Origin of the sequence: Campylobacter hyointestinalis subsp. lawsonii, assembly GCF_013372165.1 — a bacterium.
Classification (GTDB): Bacteria; Campylobacterota; Campylobacteria; order Campylobacterales; family Campylobacteraceae; genus Campylobacter; species Campylobacter lawsonii.
The window spans coordinates 1,520,856-1,544,088 of sequence record NZ_CP053828.1; the positions used below are offsets into that span (position 1 = coordinate 1,520,856).

At 35.4% G+C, this 23,233-nt stretch carries 24 protein-coding genes; 7 read left to right on the forward strand and 17 right to left on the reverse strand.

The genetic code is table 11. From position 1 onward, the window contains the following. Window position 1 precedes the first annotated feature (1 nt). Together greA and lpxB are read right to left on the reverse strand one after the other, a co-directional pair. Window positions 2-487, reverse strand: coding sequence for a transcription elongation factor GreA (gene greA / locus CHLWT_RS07880; protein ID WP_112000154.1), 486 nt, complete (start codon window positions 485-487; stop codon window positions 2-4). A gap of 43 nt (window positions 488-530) precedes the next feature. Next, entirely contained in the window at window positions 531-1,556 is a 1,026-nt protein-coding gene (gene lpxB / locus CHLWT_RS07885; RefSeq protein ID WP_112000153.1) for a lipid-A-disaccharide synthase, read from the reverse strand. Between the two features lie 78 nt (window positions 1,557-1,634). Between lpxB and surE the strand changes: the two genes are divergently transcribed. Genes surE through CHLWT_RS07900 form a run of 3 tightly spaced genes read left to right on the forward strand, consistent with a single transcriptional unit; the run spans window position 1,635 to window position 3,925 of the window. Then, window positions 1,635-2,405, forward strand: coding sequence for a 5'/3'-nucleotidase SurE (surE, locus tag CHLWT_RS07890; protein ID WP_112000152.1), 771 nt, complete (start codon window positions 1,635-1,637; stop codon window positions 2,403-2,405). Window position 2,406: 1 nt separating this feature from the next. Continuing rightward, window positions 2,407-3,048, forward strand: a complete 642-nt coding sequence (locus tag CHLWT_RS07895) for a ThiF family adenylyltransferase (protein WP_112000151.1) — start codon at window positions 2,407-2,409, stop codon at window positions 3,046-3,048. Continuing rightward, a complete protein-coding gene (locus tag CHLWT_RS07900; protein WP_111968814.1) occupies window positions 3,041-3,925 on the forward strand; it encodes a nuclease-related domain-containing protein in 885 nt (294 codons plus the stop codon). Before CHLWT_RS07895 ends, CHLWT_RS07900 begins: the two co-directional genes overlap by 8 nt. A 31-nt stretch (window positions 3,926-3,956) precedes the next feature. On the opposite strand, the gene CHLWT_RS07905 is transcribed toward CHLWT_RS07900, so the two are convergent. Genes CHLWT_RS07905 through fabZ form a run of 10 tightly spaced genes read right to left on the reverse strand, consistent with a single transcriptional unit; the run spans window position 3,957 to window position 14,374 of the window. Then, entirely contained in the window at window positions 3,957-4,379 is a 423-nt protein-coding gene (locus CHLWT_RS07905) for a Sua5/YciO/YrdC/YwlC family protein (RefSeq protein ID WP_111971324.1), read from the reverse strand. Next, window positions 4,376-5,215 carry a ModD protein gene (modD, locus tag CHLWT_RS07910; protein ID WP_112000150.1) on the reverse strand — a complete coding sequence of 280 codons (840 nt, stop codon included), beginning with the start codon at window positions 5,213-5,215 and terminating at the stop codon, window positions 4,376-4,378. The genes CHLWT_RS07905 and modD overlap by 4 nt, the downstream gene beginning before the upstream one ends. An 8-nt stretch (window positions 5,216-5,223) precedes the next feature. Next, window positions 5,224-6,057, reverse strand: a complete 834-nt coding sequence (locus CHLWT_RS07915; RefSeq protein WP_112000149.1) for a DNA-methyltransferase — start codon at window positions 6,055-6,057, stop codon at window positions 5,224-5,226. After that, complete coding sequence (locus CHLWT_RS07920) at window positions 6,050-6,868, reverse strand: type II restriction endonuclease (protein ID WP_112000148.1); 819 nt, start codon at window positions 6,866-6,868, stop codon at window positions 6,050-6,052. The genes CHLWT_RS07915 and CHLWT_RS07920 overlap by 8 nt, the downstream gene beginning before the upstream one ends. Further along, on the reverse strand, window positions 6,858-10,118 hold the full coding sequence (carB, locus tag CHLWT_RS07925; protein ID WP_112000147.1) for a carbamoyl-phosphate synthase large subunit: 3,261 nt from the start codon (window positions 10,116-10,118) through the stop codon (window positions 6,858-6,860). Before carB ends, CHLWT_RS07920 begins: the two co-directional genes overlap by 11 nt. Then, complete coding sequence (mreC, locus tag CHLWT_RS07930; protein ID WP_063997643.1) at window positions 10,118-10,870, reverse strand: rod shape-determining protein MreC; 753 nt, start codon at window positions 10,868-10,870, stop codon at window positions 10,118-10,120. Before mreC ends, carB begins: the two co-directional genes overlap by 1 nt. After that, window positions 10,860-11,897 carry a rod shape-determining protein gene (locus CHLWT_RS07935; protein ID WP_034962103.1) on the reverse strand — a complete coding sequence of 346 codons (1,038 nt, stop codon included), beginning with the start codon at window positions 11,895-11,897 and terminating at the stop codon, window positions 10,860-10,862. The genes mreC and CHLWT_RS07935 overlap by 11 nt, the downstream gene beginning before the upstream one ends. Window positions 11,898-11,907: 10 nt before the next feature. Continuing rightward, a complete protein-coding gene (clpX, locus tag CHLWT_RS07940; RefSeq protein WP_063997642.1) occupies window positions 11,908-13,128 on the reverse strand; it encodes an ATP-dependent Clp protease ATP-binding subunit ClpX in 1,221 nt (406 codons plus the stop codon). After that, a complete protein-coding gene (lpxA, locus tag CHLWT_RS07945) occupies window positions 13,128-13,916 on the reverse strand; it encodes an acyl-ACP--UDP-N-acetylglucosamine O-acyltransferase (RefSeq protein ID WP_063997641.1) in 789 nt (262 codons plus the stop codon). The genes clpX and lpxA overlap by 1 nt, the downstream gene beginning before the upstream one ends. Window positions 13,917-13,927: 11 nt before the next feature. Further along, window positions 13,928-14,374 (reverse strand): 3-hydroxyacyl-ACP dehydratase FabZ, encoded by a 447-nt coding sequence (gene fabZ, locus CHLWT_RS07950; protein ID WP_112000146.1) that lies wholly within the window; start codon window positions 14,372-14,374, stop codon window positions 13,928-13,930. Between the two features lie 289 nt (window positions 14,375-14,663). On the opposite strand from fabZ, the gene CHLWT_RS07955 reads away from it, so the two are divergent. Beyond that, window positions 14,664-15,821: an NAD(P)-dependent alcohol dehydrogenase gene (locus CHLWT_RS07955; protein ID WP_176320873.1), complete on the forward strand. Its 1,158-nt coding sequence runs from the start codon at window positions 14,664-14,666 to the stop codon at window positions 15,819-15,821. A gap of 118 nt (window positions 15,822-15,939) precedes the next feature. Continuing rightward, entirely contained in the window at window positions 15,940-17,112 is a 1,173-nt protein-coding gene (locus CHLWT_RS07960; RefSeq protein ID WP_112000144.1) for an MFS transporter, read from the forward strand. Window positions 17,113-17,364: 252 nt separating this feature from the next. Here the strand turns inward: CHLWT_RS07960 and CHLWT_RS07965 are convergent, their stop codons facing one another. From CHLWT_RS07965 to CHLWT_RS07985, 5 genes are all read right to left on the reverse strand, one after another. Beyond that, the gene (locus CHLWT_RS07965) at window positions 17,365-17,847 is read right to left on the reverse strand and encodes a nuclear transport factor 2 family protein (protein ID WP_211360602.1); all 483 of its coding nucleotides are present in this window, start codon (window positions 17,845-17,847) and stop codon (window positions 17,365-17,367) included. Between the two features lie 229 nt (window positions 17,848-18,076). Beyond that, on the reverse strand, window positions 18,077-19,000 hold the full coding sequence (locus CHLWT_RS07970; protein WP_112000157.1) for a radical SAM protein: 924 nt from the start codon (window positions 18,998-19,000) through the stop codon (window positions 18,077-18,079). Next, window positions 18,997-20,028 carry a uroporphyrinogen decarboxylase gene (hemE, locus tag CHLWT_RS07975; RefSeq protein ID WP_111947990.1) on the reverse strand — a complete coding sequence of 344 codons (1,032 nt, stop codon included), beginning with the start codon at window positions 20,026-20,028 and terminating at the stop codon, window positions 18,997-18,999. Before hemE ends, CHLWT_RS07970 begins: the two co-directional genes overlap by 4 nt. A 9-nt stretch (window positions 20,029-20,037) precedes the next feature. Beyond that, window positions 20,038-20,547 (reverse strand): YqhA family protein, encoded by a 510-nt coding sequence (locus CHLWT_RS07980; protein ID WP_034962086.1) that lies wholly within the window; start codon window positions 20,545-20,547, stop codon window positions 20,038-20,040. A gap of 83 nt (window positions 20,548-20,630) precedes the next feature. Continuing rightward, window positions 20,631-21,665 carry an aspartate-semialdehyde dehydrogenase gene (locus CHLWT_RS07985; protein WP_112000143.1) on the reverse strand — a complete coding sequence of 345 codons (1,035 nt, stop codon included), beginning with the start codon at window positions 21,663-21,665 and terminating at the stop codon, window positions 20,631-20,633. 224 nt (window positions 21,666-21,889) lie between these two features. Here CHLWT_RS07985 and CHLWT_RS09605 point away from each other — a divergent pair, with 224 nt between their 5' ends. After that, complete coding sequence (locus CHLWT_RS09605) at window positions 21,890-22,396, forward strand: type II secretion system protein (RefSeq protein WP_280525905.1); 507 nt, start codon at window positions 21,890-21,892, stop codon at window positions 22,394-22,396. A gap of 113 nt (window positions 22,397-22,509) precedes the next feature. Further along, window positions 22,510-23,037: a type II secretion system protein gene (locus CHLWT_RS09485; protein ID WP_244948772.1), complete on the forward strand. Its 528-nt coding sequence runs from the start codon at window positions 22,510-22,512 to the stop codon at window positions 23,035-23,037. The last annotated feature ends 196 nt before the right edge of the window (window positions 23,038-23,233 follow it).

The window sequence follows — 23,233 nt, forward strand, 5'->3', positions numbered from 1 at the left end:
CTTAACTAAATTTAATCGGTTTATAGCATACTGAAACTATCTCTATCTCACTTTTGCCATTTGGTAGGGTTAAAACCACCTCATCGCCCTCTTTTTTGCCTATTAGCTGCTTAGCAATTGGGGTAGATATTGAGATTAGCCCACGGCTAAGATCGCTCTCTGTTATACCTACAATCGTGTAAGTTGTCTCCACTTCGCTATCAATATCCATTATAGTTACAGTTGAGCCAAATTTAACCTTATCATGCTCATACTCGCTTGGGTCTATGACCTTTGCTCTACTTACTATATCGCTAAGCTCGGCTATGCGGTTTTCTATGAAGGCTTGCTTCTCTCTAGCGGCGTGATACTCGGCATTTTCTTTTAGGTCGCCGTGGCTTCTTGCTATATCTATCTCTTTTACTATTGCTGGTCTTTGGATTGTCTTTAGATCTTTTAATTCAGCCGTAATCTTCTCATAACCATAAATTGTCATTGGCTCAGTCATAAATTTTCCTTACAAATATTTAAATTTAGGATTTTATCCTATTTTATCTTAAAAGCATATCAGCCACGCCCTTTGCACTTCCGTGCTTTAAATATCCCCTAAGCTCATTACAAGCGTCTAAAAATTTAGCCCCATCATAGCTTTTATAGCTATTAAGTAAATTTTGTAACGTAACTTGCTCTTGGATTAACTCATCATGTAAAGGCTCTTTTCCCATAAAATCAAATATTATATTTGCAAGTCCTGCGTGTTTTAGCTTCACAAGCTTTCTAGCAAGCCATATATCAATCGCTTTTGCCTTATAGCAAAGCACAAAAGGCGTTCCTATAAGAGCCGCCTCAAGCGTAGCAGTGCCTGAGCAGATAAAGGCAAATTTACTTTGTAAAAGAGCTTTATGAGTATCAAAAACCACCTCAAACTCACTAATGTCACCATAAATTTCATCTATATCATCTTTTAAATTTGGCGGGATAACTAAGAGTTTTTTATGCTTTAGACTTAACGCAACTTCTTTATAAATAGGCATTAAGCGACTTATCTCACTCCTTCTAGAACCTGGCATAAATGCTATAACTTCGCTATTTAAAAGCTCTCTTTTTTGCACCTTTATCTCATCTAGCAAAGGATGACCTACATATACACTTTTACTATAATATCTCTCATCAAAAGGCAAAATAGAAGCTAGATTATCGCAGTATCTCTCCACCTTAGCCACTCGCCCACTTTTCCATGCCCAAACTTGTGGAAGTATGTAGTAGGTTATCTCACATTTTAAATTCGCCTCTTTTATCGCTTTTGCTAAAGGCAGATTAAAAGCTGGGCTATCAATTAGCAAAACCTTATCGCAAGTCTTAGCTAACTCCACCATCTGTTTTAACGCTCTTTTAGCCTTAAAAATCAGTGGTAAAATCTCCACAAACCCCATTGCGCTAAACTCTTTGCTATCATAAAGCACCTCGCCAAATTTCTTATCAAAAATCCCGCAAATCTCCACCCCGTCAAGATAAGCCAAAATCTCTTTAAGGTGTAGATTTGCCGAAGCTTCAAGGCAAGAAACTAAAATTTTCATAATTTCCCTTTTAAATTTAGCTCAAATTATAGCCAACAATTTAAAAATTGTAGGTAAAATTCATCAAAAAGGATATAAGTGAAAGAGATTTTAATAACAAACGATGATGGCTTTGAGGCAGCTGGGATACTAGCTTTGCGTGATACACTTAGCCAAATAGCTAATGTAGTAGTAGTCGCTCCAAGTAGCGAAAAATCAGCTTGTTCGCACTCCATTACTCTTACTCGCCCACTTAGATTTATTCAGCTTGATGATGGATTTTTCAAACTTGATGATGCTACGCCTAGTGATTGTATCTATCTTGCGCTTGAGACAATGTATAAAAATAAAAAGCCTGATCTTATAATAAGTGGGATAAATCACGGCGCAAATGTAGGCGAAGATATCACCTATTCAGGCACTTGCGGTGGCGCTATGGAGGGCACACTTCAAGGCATTTGCTCTATTGCGGTTTCGCAACTATATAAAAATGATAGTTTGGATAAATTTGGATTTAGCTTAGCTTGTGAAATTACCTTAGATTTAGTCAAAAATATCTTTGAAAATGGCTACCCATTAAGCGGTAGAGAGTTTTTAAATTTAAATATCCCCGCTGTCCCAAAAAGCGAGTATAAAGGGCTAAAAATCGTCCCAACTGGTCAGCAAAGCTACAACACAAACGCCCAAATCCATCGCAATCCAAGAGGGCTAGAGTATTACTGGCTGGGGACACCGGGGATTAGATATGCTGCTAATTTAGGCTATGAGTGCGATATATCGGTGCTTGATGAAAACTACGCTAGTCTAACGCCAATTAAGCTTGATATGACCGCTCATAAAAGCATAGAAACTATAAAAAAATGGATTTAAAATGGTTGATAGATTTACTAGAAGTCGCTGGATTTTTGGCGATAAATTTGAAAAACTCCAAAGCTCAAAGGTGCTAGTATGTGGCTGTGGTGGTGTAGGCGGTGTGTGTATCGATGCGCTTTATCGTAGTGGCGTAGGCAGTATCACGGCGATTGATTGCGATAAATTTGATATAACAAACCAAAATCGCCAAATAGGAAGCGACTTTTTAGGGGAGTTTAAAACTGATGTATTTGCTAGACTCTATCCTGGTATAAAAACGATGAATTTAAAGCTAACGCCTAGCGTGATAAGCGAATTTGATTTTAGCGAGTTTGACCTTATAATAGATTGTATCGATGATATCCCTGCCAAAGTAGCAATAGCCAAAATTTGCTCCAAAAGACTGCTTAGCTCAATGGGTGGCGCTAAAAGGCTAGATCCAACAAAAATAAAAGCCGCAAGTATCTGGAAAACTACAAATGATCCATTTGCTAGAAAAATACGATATGAGCTTAAAAAAGCTGGATTTAAGGGTGATTATAAGGTGGTATTCTCTACCGAAGCACCAAATTGCGTGAATTTAGGAAGTTTCATAGGTGTAACTGCTAGTTTTGGACTAAACTTAGCAAGCCTAGCTATAAAAAAGATCATAAATGCTTAATTTTTGGCAAAATTTTATGATTTTGCATAATCCGGTAAAAACAGAACCAAATTTGAGTAAAGTAGCAGGAAATAACGGCGAAAGCGAGTTTGCCGAGCTACTTGGGCAGATAAAACGAATTCGCGTATTTAAAAACAAACGCATAAAAGATAATGGCGCAGGTCTTCACGAAATAGATTTTATCGTGCTTGATGGTAAAAAAATTTATCTCATAGAAATCAAAAACTGGTCTGGAAGTGTCAGCGTAAATGAAGATGATCAATGGATACAAAATAGCAAACAAAAAAGTATAAATCACTCAAATCCACTCAAAAAACTACTTAGAAATACCTTATTTTTCGTTTCTCACTTAAGATCTCTTGGCTTTGATCTAAAAGGTTATGAAATATATCCGCAAGTTATTTTTATGAATAACTCTTTAAAACTCGCAAATGAGCTAAAAAACAGCATTTATATAAAAACAAGTAAAGATTTTGTAGCTATGCTAAACAGAAAAAATAGATTTTTAAAATTTAAAAAGCAAGTAGCGTTTGATGAAAAATTAGTAAATATCCTAAGCTCTCTAACAATATTTTCAAAACTATACTTATACGGCGGCGCTGAACTTTGCGGAAATATCAGGTACTTTGTGATAAATGGTAAAAGAACAAGATTGCCAAAACATTTTAGGGCAAATTGCTCTCTTAAATGGAACAGAAAAATTCCATTTAGCTTTTTAAGCTCACTGATAGGTAAAAAGAAAAAACTAAAGATAAAATCAAAAATATTTAAAGTAAAACCAAACGATAGCGTTGGATTTGTAGAAGTAGGAAAAAGTGGCGTTAAGCTCATAAAATTTGGAATAATCGAAAAAATAGTCAAAGACGACGAAGCTTAATGCAAATTTTTCAAAACACAGAGACTATAGCTTATCTGATTTTTAATAAATTTGTGGTTGAAAGCTTATAAATTTTTGAAGGTGGAAGCTCCTTAAAATCACCATCTAAAATAACATCCGCACTATTTTTTGCAAATTCTAAGTCAAATTTTTGCCCGTGAATATTCGCACTACTTGAATACGCCCAGCCTATTTCATCTAAAAATTTAGCATGATCGCAGTCTTTGACAACGCGAATAGCTTTTGAATTTGGATAAATAAAAGTCGTTTTTTTAGCACGTCTAACAAGGTTTTTAAACTTGCAAGGAACCCTAGTAAAGTTTTTTAACATTTCAAATTTGCTTACACAAATCAAGCAAGGCTGATTTAAAGGGCGATTTTTTAGCCTATTTAACTCTTCTAAGTTTTGGCTTAAAAATCCAGCCGTGGTATCAGTCTGAGCCAAATAAATCATAAAAGCTCTATCCTAGCTCCAAAATCAGCCACGCCCTTATAAACCGCACTCGTAACTATAGCGTTTATACCGGTTTTTGCGTATTCTTTGGCGTTTTTCTCATTGATTCCACCAGCTGCTAAGACTATGGCATCGGTGAAATTTGTATTTTTAAATTCAACCACTTTTTTTATATCATCTACGCTCATCTTATCGCACTGCACACCATCACTTCTAGCTTTTAAAGCCTTTAAGGCAAACTCTAAATCACTAGCTTCAACGATGATTTTTCTCTCACAAAGCTTCTTTTTAAATTTAGAGATATCAGATAAAAACTCATCTAAATTCCCATAAGCATTTGTGTGATTTTCAAAAAACAAAACACTATCGCTAAGCCCAAGCCTATGCACTTTTGCCCCGCCTTCAAGCGCAGCTTTTAAGCAGAGTTTTTTAGCAAAGGGAAAGACCTTTCTAGTGACTAAAACTTCGCATTTTGGACTAGCTTCTTTTACTATTTTTACTAGATTATTTGCGCTAGTTGCGATACCACAAGCATACTCAAGCAAATTTTGAATACTCTTATACACGGCATGAAGTTCGTTAAAATCGCCAATCACGCTTAAAACTTGAGCTCCACTTTTAACCCTTGTAGAGTTTGTAAAATCAGAATTAAACTCAAGCTCTCTTAGCCTACAAATCTGTTCTATCGCATCTAAAGAGCTAAGCACAATCTCGCCCCTTGAGAGCAAAGTTAGCTTAGCCTTAGCCATTACTTCCATAAGCTCAGTTGTAAGGTCATTAAAAGATATATCGCTATTTATAAGCTCTTCTAGCTCCAAACTACTAAATTTAACCATCTAAACGCCTATAAAGTTTGATTTATTAGCGTAATTTTATTTAAAAATTTTAAATCAGTAATTTTGTTTTTGAAAAACTCAATATTTTTATCAAGCTCTTTTTTTCTATTCATTGATATTTTGATAAATTCATTTTCTTTTTCAATTCCAACAAATTTTCTACCAAGCAAATTTGCTGCAATTCCTGTTGTGCTTGAACCGCTAAATGGATCAAAAACCAAGCTATCTTCATTAGTTGCCATCAAAATCAAACGCACTAAAAGTGCGAGTGGCTTTTGAGTTGGGTGTTTTCCACAACTTTTCTCCCAAGGTGCAATAGCTGGGAAACTCCACACATCCTTCATTTGTTTATTTTCATTGAGTTTTTTCATAACTTCATAATTAAAAATATGTTTGTGATTTTTGCTCTTTCTAGCCCAAATAATCTGCTCTGTTGAGTGAGTAAGATAGCGACAACTAAAATTTGGTGGTGGATTTGTCTTTTGCCAAGTGATGATATTTAGAATTTTATAATCTAATTTTTGTAAAGCTCTACCTATCGAAAATATATTATGATAAGTTCCACTAATCATAATGCTACCATTATTACTTAGTAAATCCTTAGCTAATTTTAGCCATTGAAAGTTAAAATCATCAATTTCATCTATATCGGTGCCTTTATCCCATTCTCCTTTATTTACACTTACTATTTGTCCGTTTTGGATACTAAGTCCATTATTTGAAAGAAAATAAGGTGGATCAGCAAAGATGAGATCAAATTTAGATTGAAATTTAGGTAAAATTTCAAAGCAATCACCTTGATAAAGATTAAATTTTCTATCTTCACTTAGAAATTCAAACATTTTTTACCTTATTTATAAAAATATCTAAATTTGATAAATTATAAATTTCTACACTATTATATGCTTCTTGAAGTTTGTTCCTTGCTTCAAGCCACCCTCGCCCGTCTGTGATCCAAACAAAATTAAAATTATTTTGTTTGAATATTTTCTGTGATAATTCTATATAAGCTCTAGCAACTTCATTTGGCTTAGAACCAGCACTATTGTAAAAATTTGTTTCTATTAAATATGTAACATTTTTATCTCTTATAATAAAATCAAATTTTTTAATATCTACACCTAAATTTATACCTAGATCACCAGCTTTTACTTGTTTATCAAATTTTATTTTATTATTTTGAAAAATATTAGATATCAATATCTCCATAGCCGTTCCACTACGATTTTTACGAGCATTTGTATCTAATCCAACCTCTATACCAAACACATAATCGCATAAATTTGTTATCTTGCCACTAGCAAAAATTTCTGCTAGTCCAGTTTGAATAAAAAAATCATATATTTTTTGTGGATTTTCGAAATAGGTATCTAATGGTATTAAATTCCCATCCATATCTAAAATATCTCTATTTTTATCTCTAACAGCAATCAACAAATTTAATATACTAAAACACTCTTTATTTTCACTAAAGAGAATATTAATAGCAGTTTTTAAATCTGATTTATTTAATAAAAAATTAAGCGTATTTAATTTAATTTCAATTTTTTGGATATTATCACTACACTTTTGAAAATTACAAAAATACGCCAAATTTTCGTTTGTTACTTGTAAAGAATTCATAAAGTCTGTAAATTTCGTGCTATTTACCATTATTTAAATACTCTTGCAAGCTTTTTACTTCTAAGGCTGCTTCATTTGCACTGATAGAGCTAGCGGCGACTAGAGCTGCGTTCATATTGGTAAAATATGGGATTTTAAATCTAAGCACCGCTTGGCGGATTTTCACAGCGTCGCTTGTGCTAGATTTGCTATCGCTAGTATTTACCGCTAGGGCTATATCGCCATTTTTTAGCCTGTCTTCGATATTTGGGCGACCTTCGCTGATTTTATAGACCATTTCACAAGGCACATTTGCAGCATTTAAAAATTTATATGTACCGCTAGTTGCAAGCACCATAAATCCTAAGCTAACAAATTCTTTGGCTAGTAAAACTCCACGCTCTTTATCAGTGTCAGCTAGGCTGATAAAGACTTTTCCACTGCTTGGAAGACTATTTTTGGCTGCGATCTGAGACTTGACAAAGCTTTTAGCAAAGCTATCACTTATGCCCATAACTTCGCCTGTGCTCTTCATCTCAGGACCTAAGATGAGATCAGCTCCACTAAGCTTATTAAATGGAAACACGCTCTCTTTTACGCATATATGAGAGCTAATACTAGGCTTATAAATGCTTCCGCTTTTGCTAACTACACCAAATTTATCATAAAATTTAAGTGCTTCAAGTAAATTTCCTTGCCACATAACTCTAGTTGCTACTTTTGCCATAGGAATTCCTGTAGCCTTGCTCACAAACGGCACAGTGCGACTAGCCCTTGGATTTACTTCTATGATATAAAGCTCGTTTTGATACACTGCAAATTGTATATTCATAAGCCCTACTACACCTAAATTTAGCGCGATATCTTTAGTACAAACCTCAACTTGACTTATGATATCTTTGCTTAAGTTTTGTGGTGGAAGTATGCTAGCACTATCGCCACTATGGATTCCTGCTTCTTCTATATGCTCCATAATAGCACCGATATATACATCTTTGCCATCACTTATCGCATCTACATCTAGCTCAGTAGCATCTTGTAAAAATTTATCTAAAAGCACAGGAGAGTTGTTGCTTACTTTTACAGCTTCATTCATATACTCTTTAAGCTCACTCTCACTATGGACTCTTCTCATAGCTCTACCACCTAAGACATAGCTAGGACGAACAAGAACTGGATAGCCTATAGCAGAAGCTTTTTGAACGGCTTCAGACTCGCTAGTTGCTGTATCATTTTGCGGCTGTTTTACGCCTATTTTGCTTATAAACTCACTAAATTTCTTTCTATCTTCTGCTATATCGATGACTCTAGCACTCGTGCCTATTATCTTAGAGCCTATCATTGTAAGGCGTTTTGAAAACTTAAGAGGAGTTTGACCACCAAAATGCACTATAACACCATCTGGTTTTTCACGCTCTATAACCGCTCTTAAATGTTCAAAATCTATCGGCTCAAAATACAAAATATCGCTAGTATCATAGTCTGTTGAGACGGTTTCTGGATTGCAGTTATACATTATAGTAGTGATGCCAAGGTCTTTTAGAGCATAACTAGCATGAACACAACAATAATCAAATTCTATGCCTTGACCTATTCTATTTGGACCACCGCCGATGATGAGAACTTTTTTATTGCTGTTATCTACTTTTAAATTTGGTAAATTTGGCGTGATATTTGTACTGCTATAAAGATATGGAGTAAGCGCTTTAAACTCACCGCTACAAGTATCGACTTCTTTGTATTCTAAATCTAGATTATGCTTCATTCTAGCGTAATATATATCGTTTTGGCTAAGCTCAAGATTATCTTTTTCATTTATAAGCTGAGCAAGCATCTTATCGCTAAATCCCCAAGTTTTGGCTTTTCTTAGAAGTTCTTTATTGTTTAAGATATCCATATCTACGCTTTTTTCAAATTCAGTTATCTCATAAATTTGATTTAAAAACCACGGATCTATTTTAGTTAGTTCATAAACTTCATCTACGCTTTTACCATTTCTAAAAGCTTGAGCTACATAAAGAATTCTCTTTTCATGTGCATTTCTAAGTCCAAATATGAGTTTTTCATCATCTAAATTTAGAAAATCAAATCCAGCATAGTTCTTTTCTAAAGAACAAAGAGCTTTTTGGATACTTTCTTTAAAGCTAGAACCTATCGCCATTACTTCGCCTACGCTTTTCATAGCAGTACCTAAGTAAGGGTTTGAGCCTGGAAATTTTTCAAATGTAAATCGTGGGATTTTAGTTACTATATAGTCGATTACAGGCTCAAAACTCGCCGGTGTGCCTGTTATATCGTTTTTTATCTCATCAAGAGTAAATCCCACAGCAAGCATAGTAGCGACTTTGGCTATCGGATATCCTGTAGCTTTTGACGCAAGAGCTGAGCTTCTGCTAACTCGTGGATTCATCTCGATCACTGTCATTCTGCCATTTTTTGGATTTATAGCAAACTGAACATTGCTTCCGCCTGTATCTACGCCTATCTCACGCAAGATTTTAAAGCTAGCGTCTCTCATATGCTGATACTCTTTATCTGTAAGCGTTAAAGCAGGAGCTATAGTGATACTATCTCCAGTATGCACACCCATAGGATCAAAGTTTTCTATAGAACAGACGATTATGCAGTTATCATTTCTATCTCTGATAACTTCCATCTCAAACTCTTTCCAGCCAAGCAAACTCTCTTCTATCAATATCTCACTTATAGGACTTGCATCAAGCCCCCCTTGAGCTAACTCACGAAAATCATCTATATTATAAGCCACGCCGCTACCCGCTCCCCCAAGAGTATAACTAGCTCTTATAATAAGTGGAAATCCTATGTCAGCAGCTGCATTTAAAGCCTCTTGCATATTATAAGCATACATTGATTTTGGAAGATCCATGCCTATTTTTAACATAGCTTCTTTAAATGCCACCCTATCTTCGCCTTTTTTGATGGCAGCCGGATTTGCACCTAGGAATTTAACATTTCCAAGCATATCTGCTTCATAAAGCTCCATAGCGACATTTAGTGCTACTTGACCACCCATAGTAGGCAAAATAGCATCAACGCTCTCTTTTTGTATAATGCGACTTATGCTCTCTTTGGTTATCGGCTCTATGTAAGTTGCATCCGCAAAATCAGGATCGGTCATTATGGTAGCTGGATTTGAATTTATAAGTACGACTCTATATCCTAACTCTTTTAATGTTTTTGCAGCTTGTGTTCCGCTATAGTCAAACTCACAAGCTTGACCGATAACTATAGGTCCGCTTCCTATAAGTAAAATTGTCTTGACATCTTCCCTTTTTGGCATTAATCTTCCTTTATAACAACATATAAATACGACGGAACCTCTATTTTATTATCCGGCTCAACTATAACACTTTTATACAGATCTTCTTCATTTACACTTATGACTTTTCCTACTGGAATACCTCCGAAAAATATACCATCTAACCCCGTAGTATAAACCATATCTCCAGGCTTAGGATTTAGCCATCTAGATATGTATTTTATAACTATATTTTTATTATTTCCTTTTGCGATACCAGCTATTTTATTATTTCCTATATATACGGAAAATATCGAATTTGGATCAGTCTGCAAAAGCCCTTGTGGGGTGCCGTCTTTATTTACAATGATACCAGCAGTCTTTCCTCTATATATCAACCCATAAATTTTATCCGGATCAAAATCTTTGAAATCCAACCAAACTTTATCATAATCGCCTATATTTACATAAGATAACGCTCTTATTTGTTTGATTTTTGGTGAGTATTGCTCCACGCTTCTATCGCTTAATATATTGTTTAGTTCGTATGCAAAAGTCGATAGCAATGCGGCTGATTTTTCTAGTTCCGCATTTTGAGCCCTTAAAGCTCTGATCTCTTCAACTTGACGAAAGTGTTCGTTTATTTTATTTTTTACTAAATTTATAAAATTATCATAAAAACCTATTGAAGAATTTGTGCTATTTACAAAAACAGATCTCACATTTTCACTAAAATATATAGAGAATAAAACAAAAAAACCGATAACTAAAATAAATTTTATCTTATTCTTCATTCATAAGTTGCTGAAGTAAGCCTATCTCCTCTAAAGCTTTTCCTGTTCCTTTAGCTACTGCTAAAAGTGGCTCGTCTGCGACATAGACCGGAAGTTTTACCACATCTGCAAGATATTTATCTAGCCCACGTATCAAGGCTCCACCTCCGGTTAATACGACGCCTCGCTCTACTATGTCACCTGCTAAATCAGGCGGCATCATCTCTAAAACCGTTTTTAAAGCATCGGCTATCTCTTTTAGTGGCTCTCTCATAGCTTCTCTTACATCTTCGCTAGTAAGCTCTATCCTACTTAAAAGTCCGCCTACTTGATCTCTTCCTTTTACTACTATAGAAAGCTCTTTTGGAAGTTGGATAGCAGAGCCTATTTTGATCTTTATCTCTTCTCCGGTTCTCTCTCCGATCAATAAATTATACTTTTCTTTTATGTAATTAACTATGCTAGAATCAAGTTTATCCCCGGCAGTTCTTACAGACTTACTGATGACAAGACCGCCTAAAGATACAACTCCTATCTCAGTAGTACCACCACCGATATCTACTACAAGGCTACCTTGAGGCTCACGTATAGGTAAATTTGCTCCGATAGCTGCGGCCATAGGTTCTTCTATCAAAAATACCTCTCTTGCTCCTGCGCTTAAAGCACTCTCACGAACAGCCTTTCTCTCTACTTGAGTAAGACCATAAGGTACAGAGATGATAATCCTAGGACGCAAAAAGCTTTTTCTTTTATGAGTTTTTTCTATAAAATACCTAATCATTTTTTCAGTCATATCAAAATCAGCTATCACACCATCTCTCATAGGACGGATAGCTTCTATATCACCCGGAGTTTTGCCAACCATTTCTTTAGCATCATGTCCAACTGCTAAAATCTTTTGTTTTCCATATTTTTCTCTTTGAACTGCAACAACGCTTGGCTCATTTATAACAATGCCTTTGTCTTTTACAAGTACAAGAGTATTTGCAGTACCAAGATCTATTCCCATATCGCTTGAAAAAAATCCAATAATTTGATCTAATATCATAATCGTCCTTTTAAATTTGTGTTTTTATTAGCAGTGGTTTGTCTTTACCCAAGACTACGTCTTTTGATATCACGACATCATAGCCTTTGAGTTCTGGAAGGTCAAACATAATATCAGTCATCATCTCTTCCATAATGCTTCTAAGTCCCCTAGCGCCTGTTTTTCGCTTGATAGCTAGTTCTGCTACTGCGCGAACGGCGTCATCATCGAATTTAAGATTTGCACCATCTATCGAAAATAGTTTTTGGTATTGCTTTAAAAGTGCGTTTTTTGGCTTAGTTAAAATTTGAACCATATCATCTATGGTTATCTCATTTAAAGTTGCAATCGCGTGCAAACGTCCTATAAGCTCTGGAATTAGTCCAAAATGAACTAAATCGTCTGGTTCAACTAAATTTATCAAATTTATCTTATCATTACGACCCCGTTTTTCTTGTCCAAAGCCAAGCACATTATTACCGATCCTTCGCTCTATGATGCCCTCTAATCCATCAAACGCTCCTCCACAAACAAACAGGATATTTGTAGTATCTATCTGGATAAATTCTTGATTTGGGTGCTTTCTACCGCCTTTTGGTGGGATATTTACTTGACTTCCTTCTATGATCTTAAGAAGTGCTTGTTGAACGCCCTCGCCACTTACATCACGAGTAATAGAGCGATTTTCGCCCATTCTAGCTATCTTATCTACTTCATCGACAAAAACTATACCTTGTTGCGCCCTTGTTACATCGCCATCAGCTGCTTGCAAAAGCTTCGTAAGTATATTTTCAACATCTTCTCCGACATATCCCGCTTCTGTTAAACTAGTAGCATCACAAATCGCTATAGGAACATCTAAAAACCTTGCTAAAGTCTGAGCCATAAGCGTTTTACCGCTTCCAGTAGGACCAATAAGCAAGATATTTGATTTTGATATTTCTGTATCGTCATTAGCATCTGTTTGTTTAAAAATTCTTTTATAATGATTATAAACACCTACGCTAAAAACTTTTTTGGCTTTTTCTTGACCTATCACATAGCTATCTAAAACTTCTTTTAAAAGTTTTGGGGTTATATCTTTATAATTTTTATTTGTATCTTTGCTGGTATAGTCGCTTTCTTCTCCGTGTATAGCAGCCCAGCCCGCGTCTATACAATACTCGCATATAAAAGCACTATCGGTTTCATTTGCTAAAAGCTTTCTATCGCTTCCTTCGCTTTCTCCGCAAAAACTACACTTTCTAGCCATTAATCTTTTCCTTTTTCAAGCGGTATTCCCCTTTTTGTATTGATTATAAATTCACACATTTTTTTTGCATATTCATTCGGATTTGAGCTCAAAAGCTCCATAGCTCTATCTTTCAAGCCTCCACCACTTCTAAATAAAAATTTATAAGCTTTATTTATCTCTTCAACAATCTCTTTATCAAATCTACGACGAATTCCTACTAAATTTAAACTTCTTATATAAGCCCTATTTCCTTCTGCCAAACAAAATGGTACTATGTCTTGAGATAAGGCAGAAGCACCTGCTATCATACAACTTTCGCCTATCTTTACAAACTGATGTACTGGCGTAAGTCCGCCGATAACGACGTGGTCATCTACTTCGACATGTCCGGCTAGAGTTACGTTATTTGCTAAAATTATATTATCTTTAAGTATGCAATCATGTGCGATATGAACGTATGCCATTATAAAAGCATTATCGCCGATCCTAGTAAAACCATCACCTTTTTTTGTTCCTGAGTTGATAGTACAAAACTCGCGGATAGTAGCATTTGAACCTATCCTAACACCGCCTAGATCTTTGGGCGAGTAACTTACATCTTGAGGTATATCGCCTACGATAGCATAGCTATAAATTTTACTTTTACTTCCTATATGCGTATCTCCGACTATTCTAGCGCCTTGTTTTACCACGACTTCATCGCCCAAAACCGCGTCTTTGCTTATAAACGCGTAAGGCTCTACCACGCAACCATCACCTAAAATCGCACCGTCTTGCACGACTGCTGTTTTGTGGATATTATTCATGAAAACCAGTCTTATTTATCGACTATCATAGCTTTTAGCTCGGCCTCAGCTACTAACTTATCATCTACATAAGCTTGACCGTCTAAAACCCAGATATTTCCTTTGTGTTTTAAAACCTCCAAACGATACTCTAGTCTATCTCCTGGACGAACCGGATTTCTAAATTTAGCCCTATCTATGCTCATAAAATATACTACTTTATTTTCTATGCTCATACTGCTTGTATCTTCTACGCTTTTAAATGCTAGAATTCCACCTGCTTGAGCCATACCTTCTATTATCATAACGCCCGGATATATAGGATGTCCTGGAAAATGACCTTGAAAAATTTGCTCTCCTATGGTCACGTTTTTATATGCTTTTACACTTTTGCCCACTTCTAGTTCGCAAACTCTATCTATCAGCAAAAACGGATATCTGTGCGGTAAAATTTTTTGGATTTCGACTACGTCTATCATAAATACGCCCTTCATTGATATAAACTCTGAATTTTATCAAAAATTAGCAAATAGTTATATAAAACGAAGTGTAAAATAGATAAAAAAATGAAAAATTTATATATGTTTTATATTTAAATTTGTCGTGTTATGTAAATTTTAAAATCACACAAGTAGTATTTTAAATTTGAATATTTTTTAAATTTTGTAGGATTAGGCAAGTGATCTGGAGAAATATTCTATCCTAAATTTAAATAATAGGTTATAATATATCCATATAAAATCCAAATTATAAGGGGAGAAAATAAATATGAATAATGAAGATAGAAGAGATTTCATCAAAAAAACAGCTACGATAACTGCTGCAGTAGCGCTTGGCGGAGCATCAAATGTATTTGGTGCGCAAAACTGGGATAGTTCAAAAGCAGGTGTAAAATCTCGCGGATGGGCTGCTTTTGATGAAACGGGAATTCTAAGACCTTGGGAATTTACAAGGCGACCACTAGGAGATGATGATATACTTATAGATATCAAATTTGCTAGTATTTGTCACTCAGACATTCATCAGATGAAAGGCGACTGGGGTAAGCAAGTCTATCCACAAGTCCCTGGCCACGAGATAGTAGGTATCGTTAGAGAAATAGGCAAAAATGTTACTAAATTTAAAGTCGGCGACAGAGCAGGAGTGGGCTGCATGGTAGATACGGATCTAAACAAATGTAAAAACGGCGGCGAGCAGTACTGCAAAGATACTATCTTTACCTACGGATATCTAGACAAAAGAGAGCCTACTACCATAAGTCAAGGTGGTTACTCTACAAATTTAGTCGTAAATGCTCACTTTGCGGTACATATCCCTGAAAACATCAGCTTCGAGCAAGCAGCGCCGCTACTTTGTGCAGGAGTGGCAACATACTCACCACTTATGAAATACAAGATAAAAAAAGGCGACAAAGTCGGCGTAGCTGGTATCGGAGGACTTGGACATATGGCTGTTAAGTTAGCCATTAGCAAAGGCGCCGAAGTCATCGCATTTACAACTACTGCAGACAAAGTAAAAGACATACTAAGTTTTGGCGCAAAAGAAGTAGTAGTCGTAGATAATATCTCAAAACTAGAAGCTTATAATCAAAAATTAGATTATATGATAAGCACTATCCCAGCGCAATTTGACATCGCAGCTTACGCTAGTTGCGTAAAACCATTTGGGACATTTACTCAAGTAGGAATGCCACCTAAATTTGAGCTAACATTGCAAAACCTAGGATTAGCCGCTACTAGAGTAAATTTCACAGCTTCGCTCATCGGCGATATGCGTGAAACGCAAGATGTCGTGGATTACTGCGCTAAAAACAAGATATATCCAAATATAGAGATCATAGATGCAAAAGAGATAAATGGCGCGTGGAAAAAAGTGCTAAACAAAGAAGCTAGATATAGATATGTGATTGACTCAGCTACTATATAGATAGGAATTTATGATTTTAAACTCACTTTCAAAAAAGACTAACGCATAAAGCCAAATTTGGCTTTATGAAATTTAAAAATCAACACAAATTTAAATCCAAAAAATAGCAAGGACAATAATGAATGAACGAATAAATCCAAAATGGGGCGCTGTGTGGGCGATGAGTTTAGGCGCTTTTGTGCTAGTTGCGTCTGAGTTTATGCCAGTTAGCTTACTCACCCTAGTAGCGAGCGATCTATCTATAACAAACGGAGAAGCAGGTCAGAGCATATCTGTATCTGGAGTTTTTGCTCTCATTACCGCACTATTTTTGACCTCAGTAGCAGGCAAGATAGATAGAAAAAGCATACTTTTGTTTTTTAGTGTTTTGATGGAAATATCAGGAGTGATAGTCGCATTTGCGCCAAACGGACTTACGCTGATGATAGGCAGAGCCTTGCTAGGGGTGTGCGTGGGTGGATTTTGGTCGATGAGTGCGGCTACTGTTATGAGGCTAGTGCCACAGATCTCAGTGCCAAAAGCTCTAGCCATACTAAATGGCGGCAATGCGCTATCTACGCTCATCGCAGCGCCTTTGGGCAGCTTTCTTGGAGAGATTATCGGTTGGAGAGGGGCGTTTTTTACCATAGTTCCACTAGCTTTGGTGACTTTTTTATGGTTATATAAAAGCATGCCAAATCTACCCACCACGCACAAAGATGGTCATAGACCACGGCTAGGAAGTGTTTTTAGCCTATTAAAAGAGCTTAAAATATCTCTTGGAATGCTTGGCGTTACGCTATTTTTTATGGGACAATTCACACTTTTTACCTATCTTAGACCATTTTTAGAGATGCAAACAAAAGTAGATGCTTTCACGCTCTCAGCTATACTTCTTTTTATGGGAGCTTGTGGATTAGGCGGAACATTTATCATAGGCAATATTCTAAAAACCAGGCTTTTTAGTTTGCTTGTTTTGATACCGATATTTATGTCTATCGTATCTATTTTGCTGATATGCTTTGCAAATTCACTTCTAGCGATGTTTATTTTACTAGGATTTTGGGGGCTTTTAGGCACATCAGCTCCTGTGGCTTGGTGGACTTGGGTAAGCAAAGTAGCGCCCTCAAGGGCCGAAGCAGCAGGCGGACTTATGGTAGCAGTAGTCCAGCTAGCCATAGCTTTTGGGGCTAGTTTTGGTGGCGCAATTTTTGATAGTTTTGGCTATAAGCTAACTTTTATAGCAAGTGCTTTTATACTAGTACTTTCAAGCCTAGTTTCTTTTATGGCTTATAAATACTCTAAAAGATAAATTTATCGTTTCAAATTTGGATTACAAATTTAAAGACATAAAATCGCTTTACAAAGAGCATCTAAAAGCCAAATTCAAATTTGGCTTTTTCAAATTTAAATCAAATTTAATTTTAATTCAAATTTAAACCCAAAAATCAAATAAATACAGATAAAAATATGAGTGTCAAAACGGCTAAAATTTAGCCGTTTTCAAAGGTCGCAAAACTAACTTCAACCTAAGCTTATCGTTTTAAATCAATTTTTGAGCCATTTAAAACATTGTGTTGTTGTTTTGGCTTTTTTCAGGGATGTCTTGGATGATGTCCCAGTGCTCTACTATCTTGCCATCTTTAAGGCGGAAAATATCCATAGCCGCTTGTCCCCTGTCATCAGCATTTAGCTTGATATGGTTGTGGATAAAGACCAAATCGCCATCTGCGCCGATATGCTTAATCTGTGCGCTGCTATTTGGAAATTCTTTGAAAAAGCTGCTTATACCATCTTTAAACGCACTTCTGCCATCTTTGAAATCTGGATTGTGTTGAATGTATTTTTCATCGACAATTTCATCTATAACAGAAATTTTGTGTTCGTTAAAAACAGCATTCCAGAAATTTTGAACTAAAATTTTGTTTTTAGCAGCATTAAGCTGGGAACTTGCTAAAGGCGCTGCTCCCATCTTGCCATGCATATCTATCTCAGACGCAGTAGCTATGCAAACTATAGCGATAAAACAAAGAATAAATTTTTTCATTTTTGTCCTTTTTGGTTGATTTTTAAAGACGGGATTATATTAAATTTAATTAAATAATGTCAAACATAAAAGCGCAATTTTATGCTTTAAATAATTTAAATTTATGGGTTAAATATCGGTTTTAGCGTGGTTTTATTAGATTTGGTCTTGGTAGAAACTTTTTGGAATTACAAGATTTTTGAAATGGTTTTGTTGATTATGAAATTCAAAAAAAGTATAAAAAATCAATCTAAATTTTATAAAACATAACTCCAGCTAGATCAAATTCTTTTGCTTCACCATTACTAAGCAAGATATCTAAATTTGCTTTTGAGCTAGGCGAGAAATTGTTCTCTATGTCAAATTTGCTTTGTGGTCTTAGTTTTAGAAGTTTTCTTAGCTCATCAAGGCTAAAATCGAGCTTTTCTCCAAGTGCTTTTTTTGTAGCTACGCAAACTTTAGACGCCGTTATCAGACTAGAAAGCTTGTATAATAAATCACTTGAAACACCTTTGACATCGTGCGCAGGCGGTCTATCGATGCTACTTATATCTACTCTATCAGGACGGATACTTTCGTAAGCTTTATTTAAAGCTTTAAACTCACTCTCATTGTCGTTAAAACCACTTACTACAAGGACTTCTAAGATGAGTTTTCCTCTGAATTTATCTCTAAATTCGCTCATCTTTTCTACTATCAAGTCGGTGCTATAGTTTTTTATAGCTCTGTCTATTTTCCTAAAAGTCTTTTGGACAACACTATCAAGGCTAAATTTGACTATATCTAAATCTAAGAGCGCATCAAATTTATCACTATGCAAGACTGCAGTTCCATTGCTTAAAATAAGTGTTTTTTGTGTAGTTTTAATGGCGTTTAGCTCTTTTATAAGCTCTTTTAAATTTGGATAAAGGCTCGGCTCTCCGTTTGCAGTAAGCGTGATAACATCTACGTTTGGAAACTCTTTTAAAGCTTCTTTTAGCTCACTTATGATGTCTTTTACTAAAGGTGGTTCTTCTATCATAGAAACGACTTTTGCACGGCTTAACTCACAATAAACACAGTCGAAATTACAGCACTTTTTAAATGGGCTTAAGTCGATCCCAAGCGAACTGCCAAACCTCCTGCTACTCACTGGGCCAAATATATATTTGTATGATTTTTTAGGATAGCTCATTTGCAATATTTTGCCGATTTTTCTTGAACTAATTTTATGAAGTACTTTGCGTTTTCAACAGGAACATCAGGAAGTATGCCATGACCTAAGTTGAAAATATGCCTTGATCCACGCATAATGCTTAATATCTCACTTACGCCCTCATCTATAGCGTCTTTATTATAAAGCCTTGTTGGTTCCATATTTCCTTGTAAAACATAGTTTTTACCAAGTATCTCTTTAGCATTTTTAAGTGGCGTACTCCAATCCACGCCAAATACGTCAAATTTACCTGTTATCTTACTCAAAAATCCACTGATCCCTTTTGGAAATACGATAACTGCGATATGTGCATAGCGCTCTTTTAAGAAATCTACTATCTCGTTTATATAGCTAAATCCAAACTCCATATACGCACTCTCTTCTAACGCACTAGCCCAGCTATCGAAAATCTGCACCGCATCTACTCCGGCTTTTATCTGTTCTTCAAGGTAAAGCTTTAGAGCATTCGTAACCTTACGAAGTATGGCGTGAAGAAGTTGTGGATTGTCATAAACCATCTTTTTACTGATGTTATAAGTCTTTGTGCTACCACCTTCTATCATATATGTAGCTATCGTCCATGGAGCACCACAAAATCCTATGAGAGCCTTATCCTTAGCTAGTTTATCTCTAGTCAGCTTTATAGTATCATATACATAATCTAAATTCTTTATAGCTTTTTCGGTGCTTAGTTTATCAAGATCTTCCATAGATTTTATAGGATTTTCAAACACAGGGCCTTCACCTTTTACAAATTTAAGATCCATACCCATTTCAAGAGGAACAACCAAAATATCACTAAACATTATAGCAGCATCAACGCCCAAAATATCTACTGGTTGAAGCGTTACTTCACTAGCTTTTTTATAGTCTTTGCATAAAGATAAAAAGTCGCCTGCTTGCTCTCTTACTTTCATATATTCTGGCAGATAACGTCCTGCTTGTCTCATCATCCATACCGGAGTATAGTCTGTGTGCTTTCCAAAACATGCATCTATAAATATCATTTTAAATCCTTAATGAGTTGAACTTTTATGTAAAAAATATAATCCCAAGCAAAGCGCTAGTATAGAAACTGCTAAATACGCCATCTCAAGCGGAGTAGTAAATTTAGCGTGCAATACTCTTTGAAAAAAATTTACAACCAAAACCATAACGATAACTTTACCTATTTTATCTTTTAGCTGATCTAAACTATGGACTTCTAAAACTCTAGCTTGTCTTGTGTTTTTTATGCCATCTATCTCGCTGATAAAAAGCTCATAAATTCCAAAACTAAATATAAAAAACACCAAAGCCATAAGATAAAGATCAATCGCCCCTATGATAAGCCCTACGGCATCACTGTGTAAATCTATGCTATGATCGCCTAAAACTAGGTATTGCCACGCTTGAAGCATAACTTTGATGATATCATAGCTTGCTACCATAAACATAACAAACGAGCCAATAAGCCCAAAAACGACTGGCAAAATCGTTACAAATCTTGAATTCCAAAGTAATTTTTCAAAAATTTTTTCCAGCATTAAAATCCTCATATATTTTTTAGCGTGGCATTGTATAAAAATAAATTAAATATTTTTTAAGACAAGCGACAAGAAGCTAGGGCTTAAACCCCGGCTTCTTGTAGTTCGCACCATTTTTGTGCGATTCTTACTGCATTTGTAGCTGCTCCTACTCGTATTTGATCAGCCACGCACCAAAGATGTAAAATATTATCTTGATAGTTATCTTTTCTGATACGTCCAACATAGGTCTCATTTGTATCGCTAGCGTGGATTGGCATAGGATATAGATCGTGCACAGGATCGTCTTGAACCACTACGCTTGGCGCATTTTTTAAAACCTCTACTGCTTTAGCTACATTTACGTCTTTTTCAAAATGTATAGTTATACTCTCACTATGACTTCTAAGAACAGGAACACGAACGCAAGTAGCACTTACTTCCATATTTTTATGTAATATTTTTTGTGTTTCATTGACCATTTTCATCTCTTCTTTTGTATAGTCGTTGTCTAAAAACACATCGATATGAGGTATTACATTTAACGCGATTTGATGTTTAAATGCTTTTGGTTCGCACTCGTCTAGTTTAAACTCAAAAAACTTTTGCATCTGATAGACTAGCTCTTCCATGCCTTTTTTACCAGCGCCACTAGTAGCTTGATACGTACTCACATCTACTCTTTTTATACCAAATGTATCATCAAGCGGTTTTAGCACTTGAACCATTTGTATGGTTGAACAGTTTGGATTTGCTATGATGCCTTTTACATTCCACTTAGTTATATCCTCAGGATTGCACTCAGGAACTACCAAAGGAACATCAGGATCCATTCTAAAATGGCTAGTATTGTCTATGACGACAGCTCCACTAGCAGCAGCTAAAGGAGCAAAATGAGCTGAAATACTTCCACCTGCACTAAAAAATGCGATATCTATCTCGTGTTCTTCAAAAACGCTATCTGTTAGCTCAAGAATAGTATAGTTTTTCCCCCTAAATTCGATACTTTCTCCAGCACTTCTGCTACTTGCTAGAGGCAAAATGCTACTAACTGGGAAATTCATCTCGTCTAAAACCCTAAATATATCTTCGCCGACTGCGCCTGTAGCGCCGACTACGGCTATTTTGTATTTTCTCATTAACTCTACCTTAATGCAAATTTAATGGCTTATTCTATCTAAATTTAACTTAAATTTATAAATTTTCTAAAGTCGTAATTACTTTGCTTTAAAGTTTAAATTCATATAGGCTAAAAATTAATCAAGATCTGTGAAATTTGATAATTTCTTAAGTTTATAAGTGTTACCATTGCACATAACTTTATATAAAAGTATATAAAGCAAATTTTCTTAAGGAGAAACAAATGAAAAAAGGTTTTACAATGATCGAACTTGTGTTCGTTATCGTTATTTTAGGTATTTTGGCGAGCCTTGCAGTGCCAAAACTAGCAGCTACAAGAGATGATGCTGAAGCAGCAAAAGCAGCAGTAGAGATGAAAGATGTAATTACTCAATTTACAGCTTATTACACTGTAAATGGAACTTTCAAACCTACTGATAGCACAACAACTACTAGTGCTACTAATACAAACGGCACTATCAGCGAAGATGATATGAAAAAGATATCTCCTACTTATGAACAAGCTACAAAAAAAACAGGAAATAACTGGACAAAATGTGTTAAATTTACTCTAAACGATGGAAGTAATGCTAATCCTGCAAACATAAAAGTCGCAAAAGCTGATAGTAATGCCGATTCATCATTTTGTTCAGCAGTTAGAGGAACTCAAGCATTTAAAGACTGGAGCAAATATGGTATCCAAGTAGGTGGTTCTAGTATATTTAAAGAAGAACCACAAAAAAAGAATTAAAAAATAACGATAAAAGTCTCTCTCTATGGAGGGAGGCTTAGTTTTTACATTATTTACCCATATTTCTCAACGCTAGATTATCAAATTTTGGATATCTAAAATAAGGACAAAATATGAAAAAAGCTTTTACTATGATAGAGCTTGTATTTGTTATAGTGATTATAGCTATCTTAGCAAGTCTTGCGTTACCAAAACTAGTTTTAACTGCAACCGACGCGAAAGCAACTAGCCAAGCAGGGACTTTAAAAGATGTTTTAATACAGCTAAAAACATACTACATAGCCAACGGCAATCTTATAGATTTCAAAACAAAAGGTCAAACACAATGGCAAGAAGCCATATTAGAAATGTCGCCACAATACAAACTATCACTTGAACAAAATCAACAAGATCCAACGAAAGAAGAGTGGATAAAATGTGTAGAGTTATGGCCTACTGGCAACCAAAACGCACAAGGGACAAATAAAGCTTCAAGAGCTTATGTCCATGTAAAAGCCACTAGCGACAACAGCTCTTTTTGCAAAGTTTTTAGAAATCTAGAAGCAGTTAGCAAATGGATATCATACGGAAATAATGGTGTTTCTATGGCAGATTCAAATATATTTTCTGATGGTAGCTGGACAGAAGATACAAATAGATAGCATACAAGCAAGATAAAAAGGCACAAATTACGCCTTTTTATCGCTAATTCTCATCTGCTTATTGATCTTTAAATTCCATTTTTAAATTTTTAGCCAAGCTCTTAAAGTTTTTTAAAGTGCCTTAAATTATTTCAAACAATTTTCAAAAATAACGATTAATTTTATCGCTTTAAAAATCGTCTTTGTTTTTGCAATT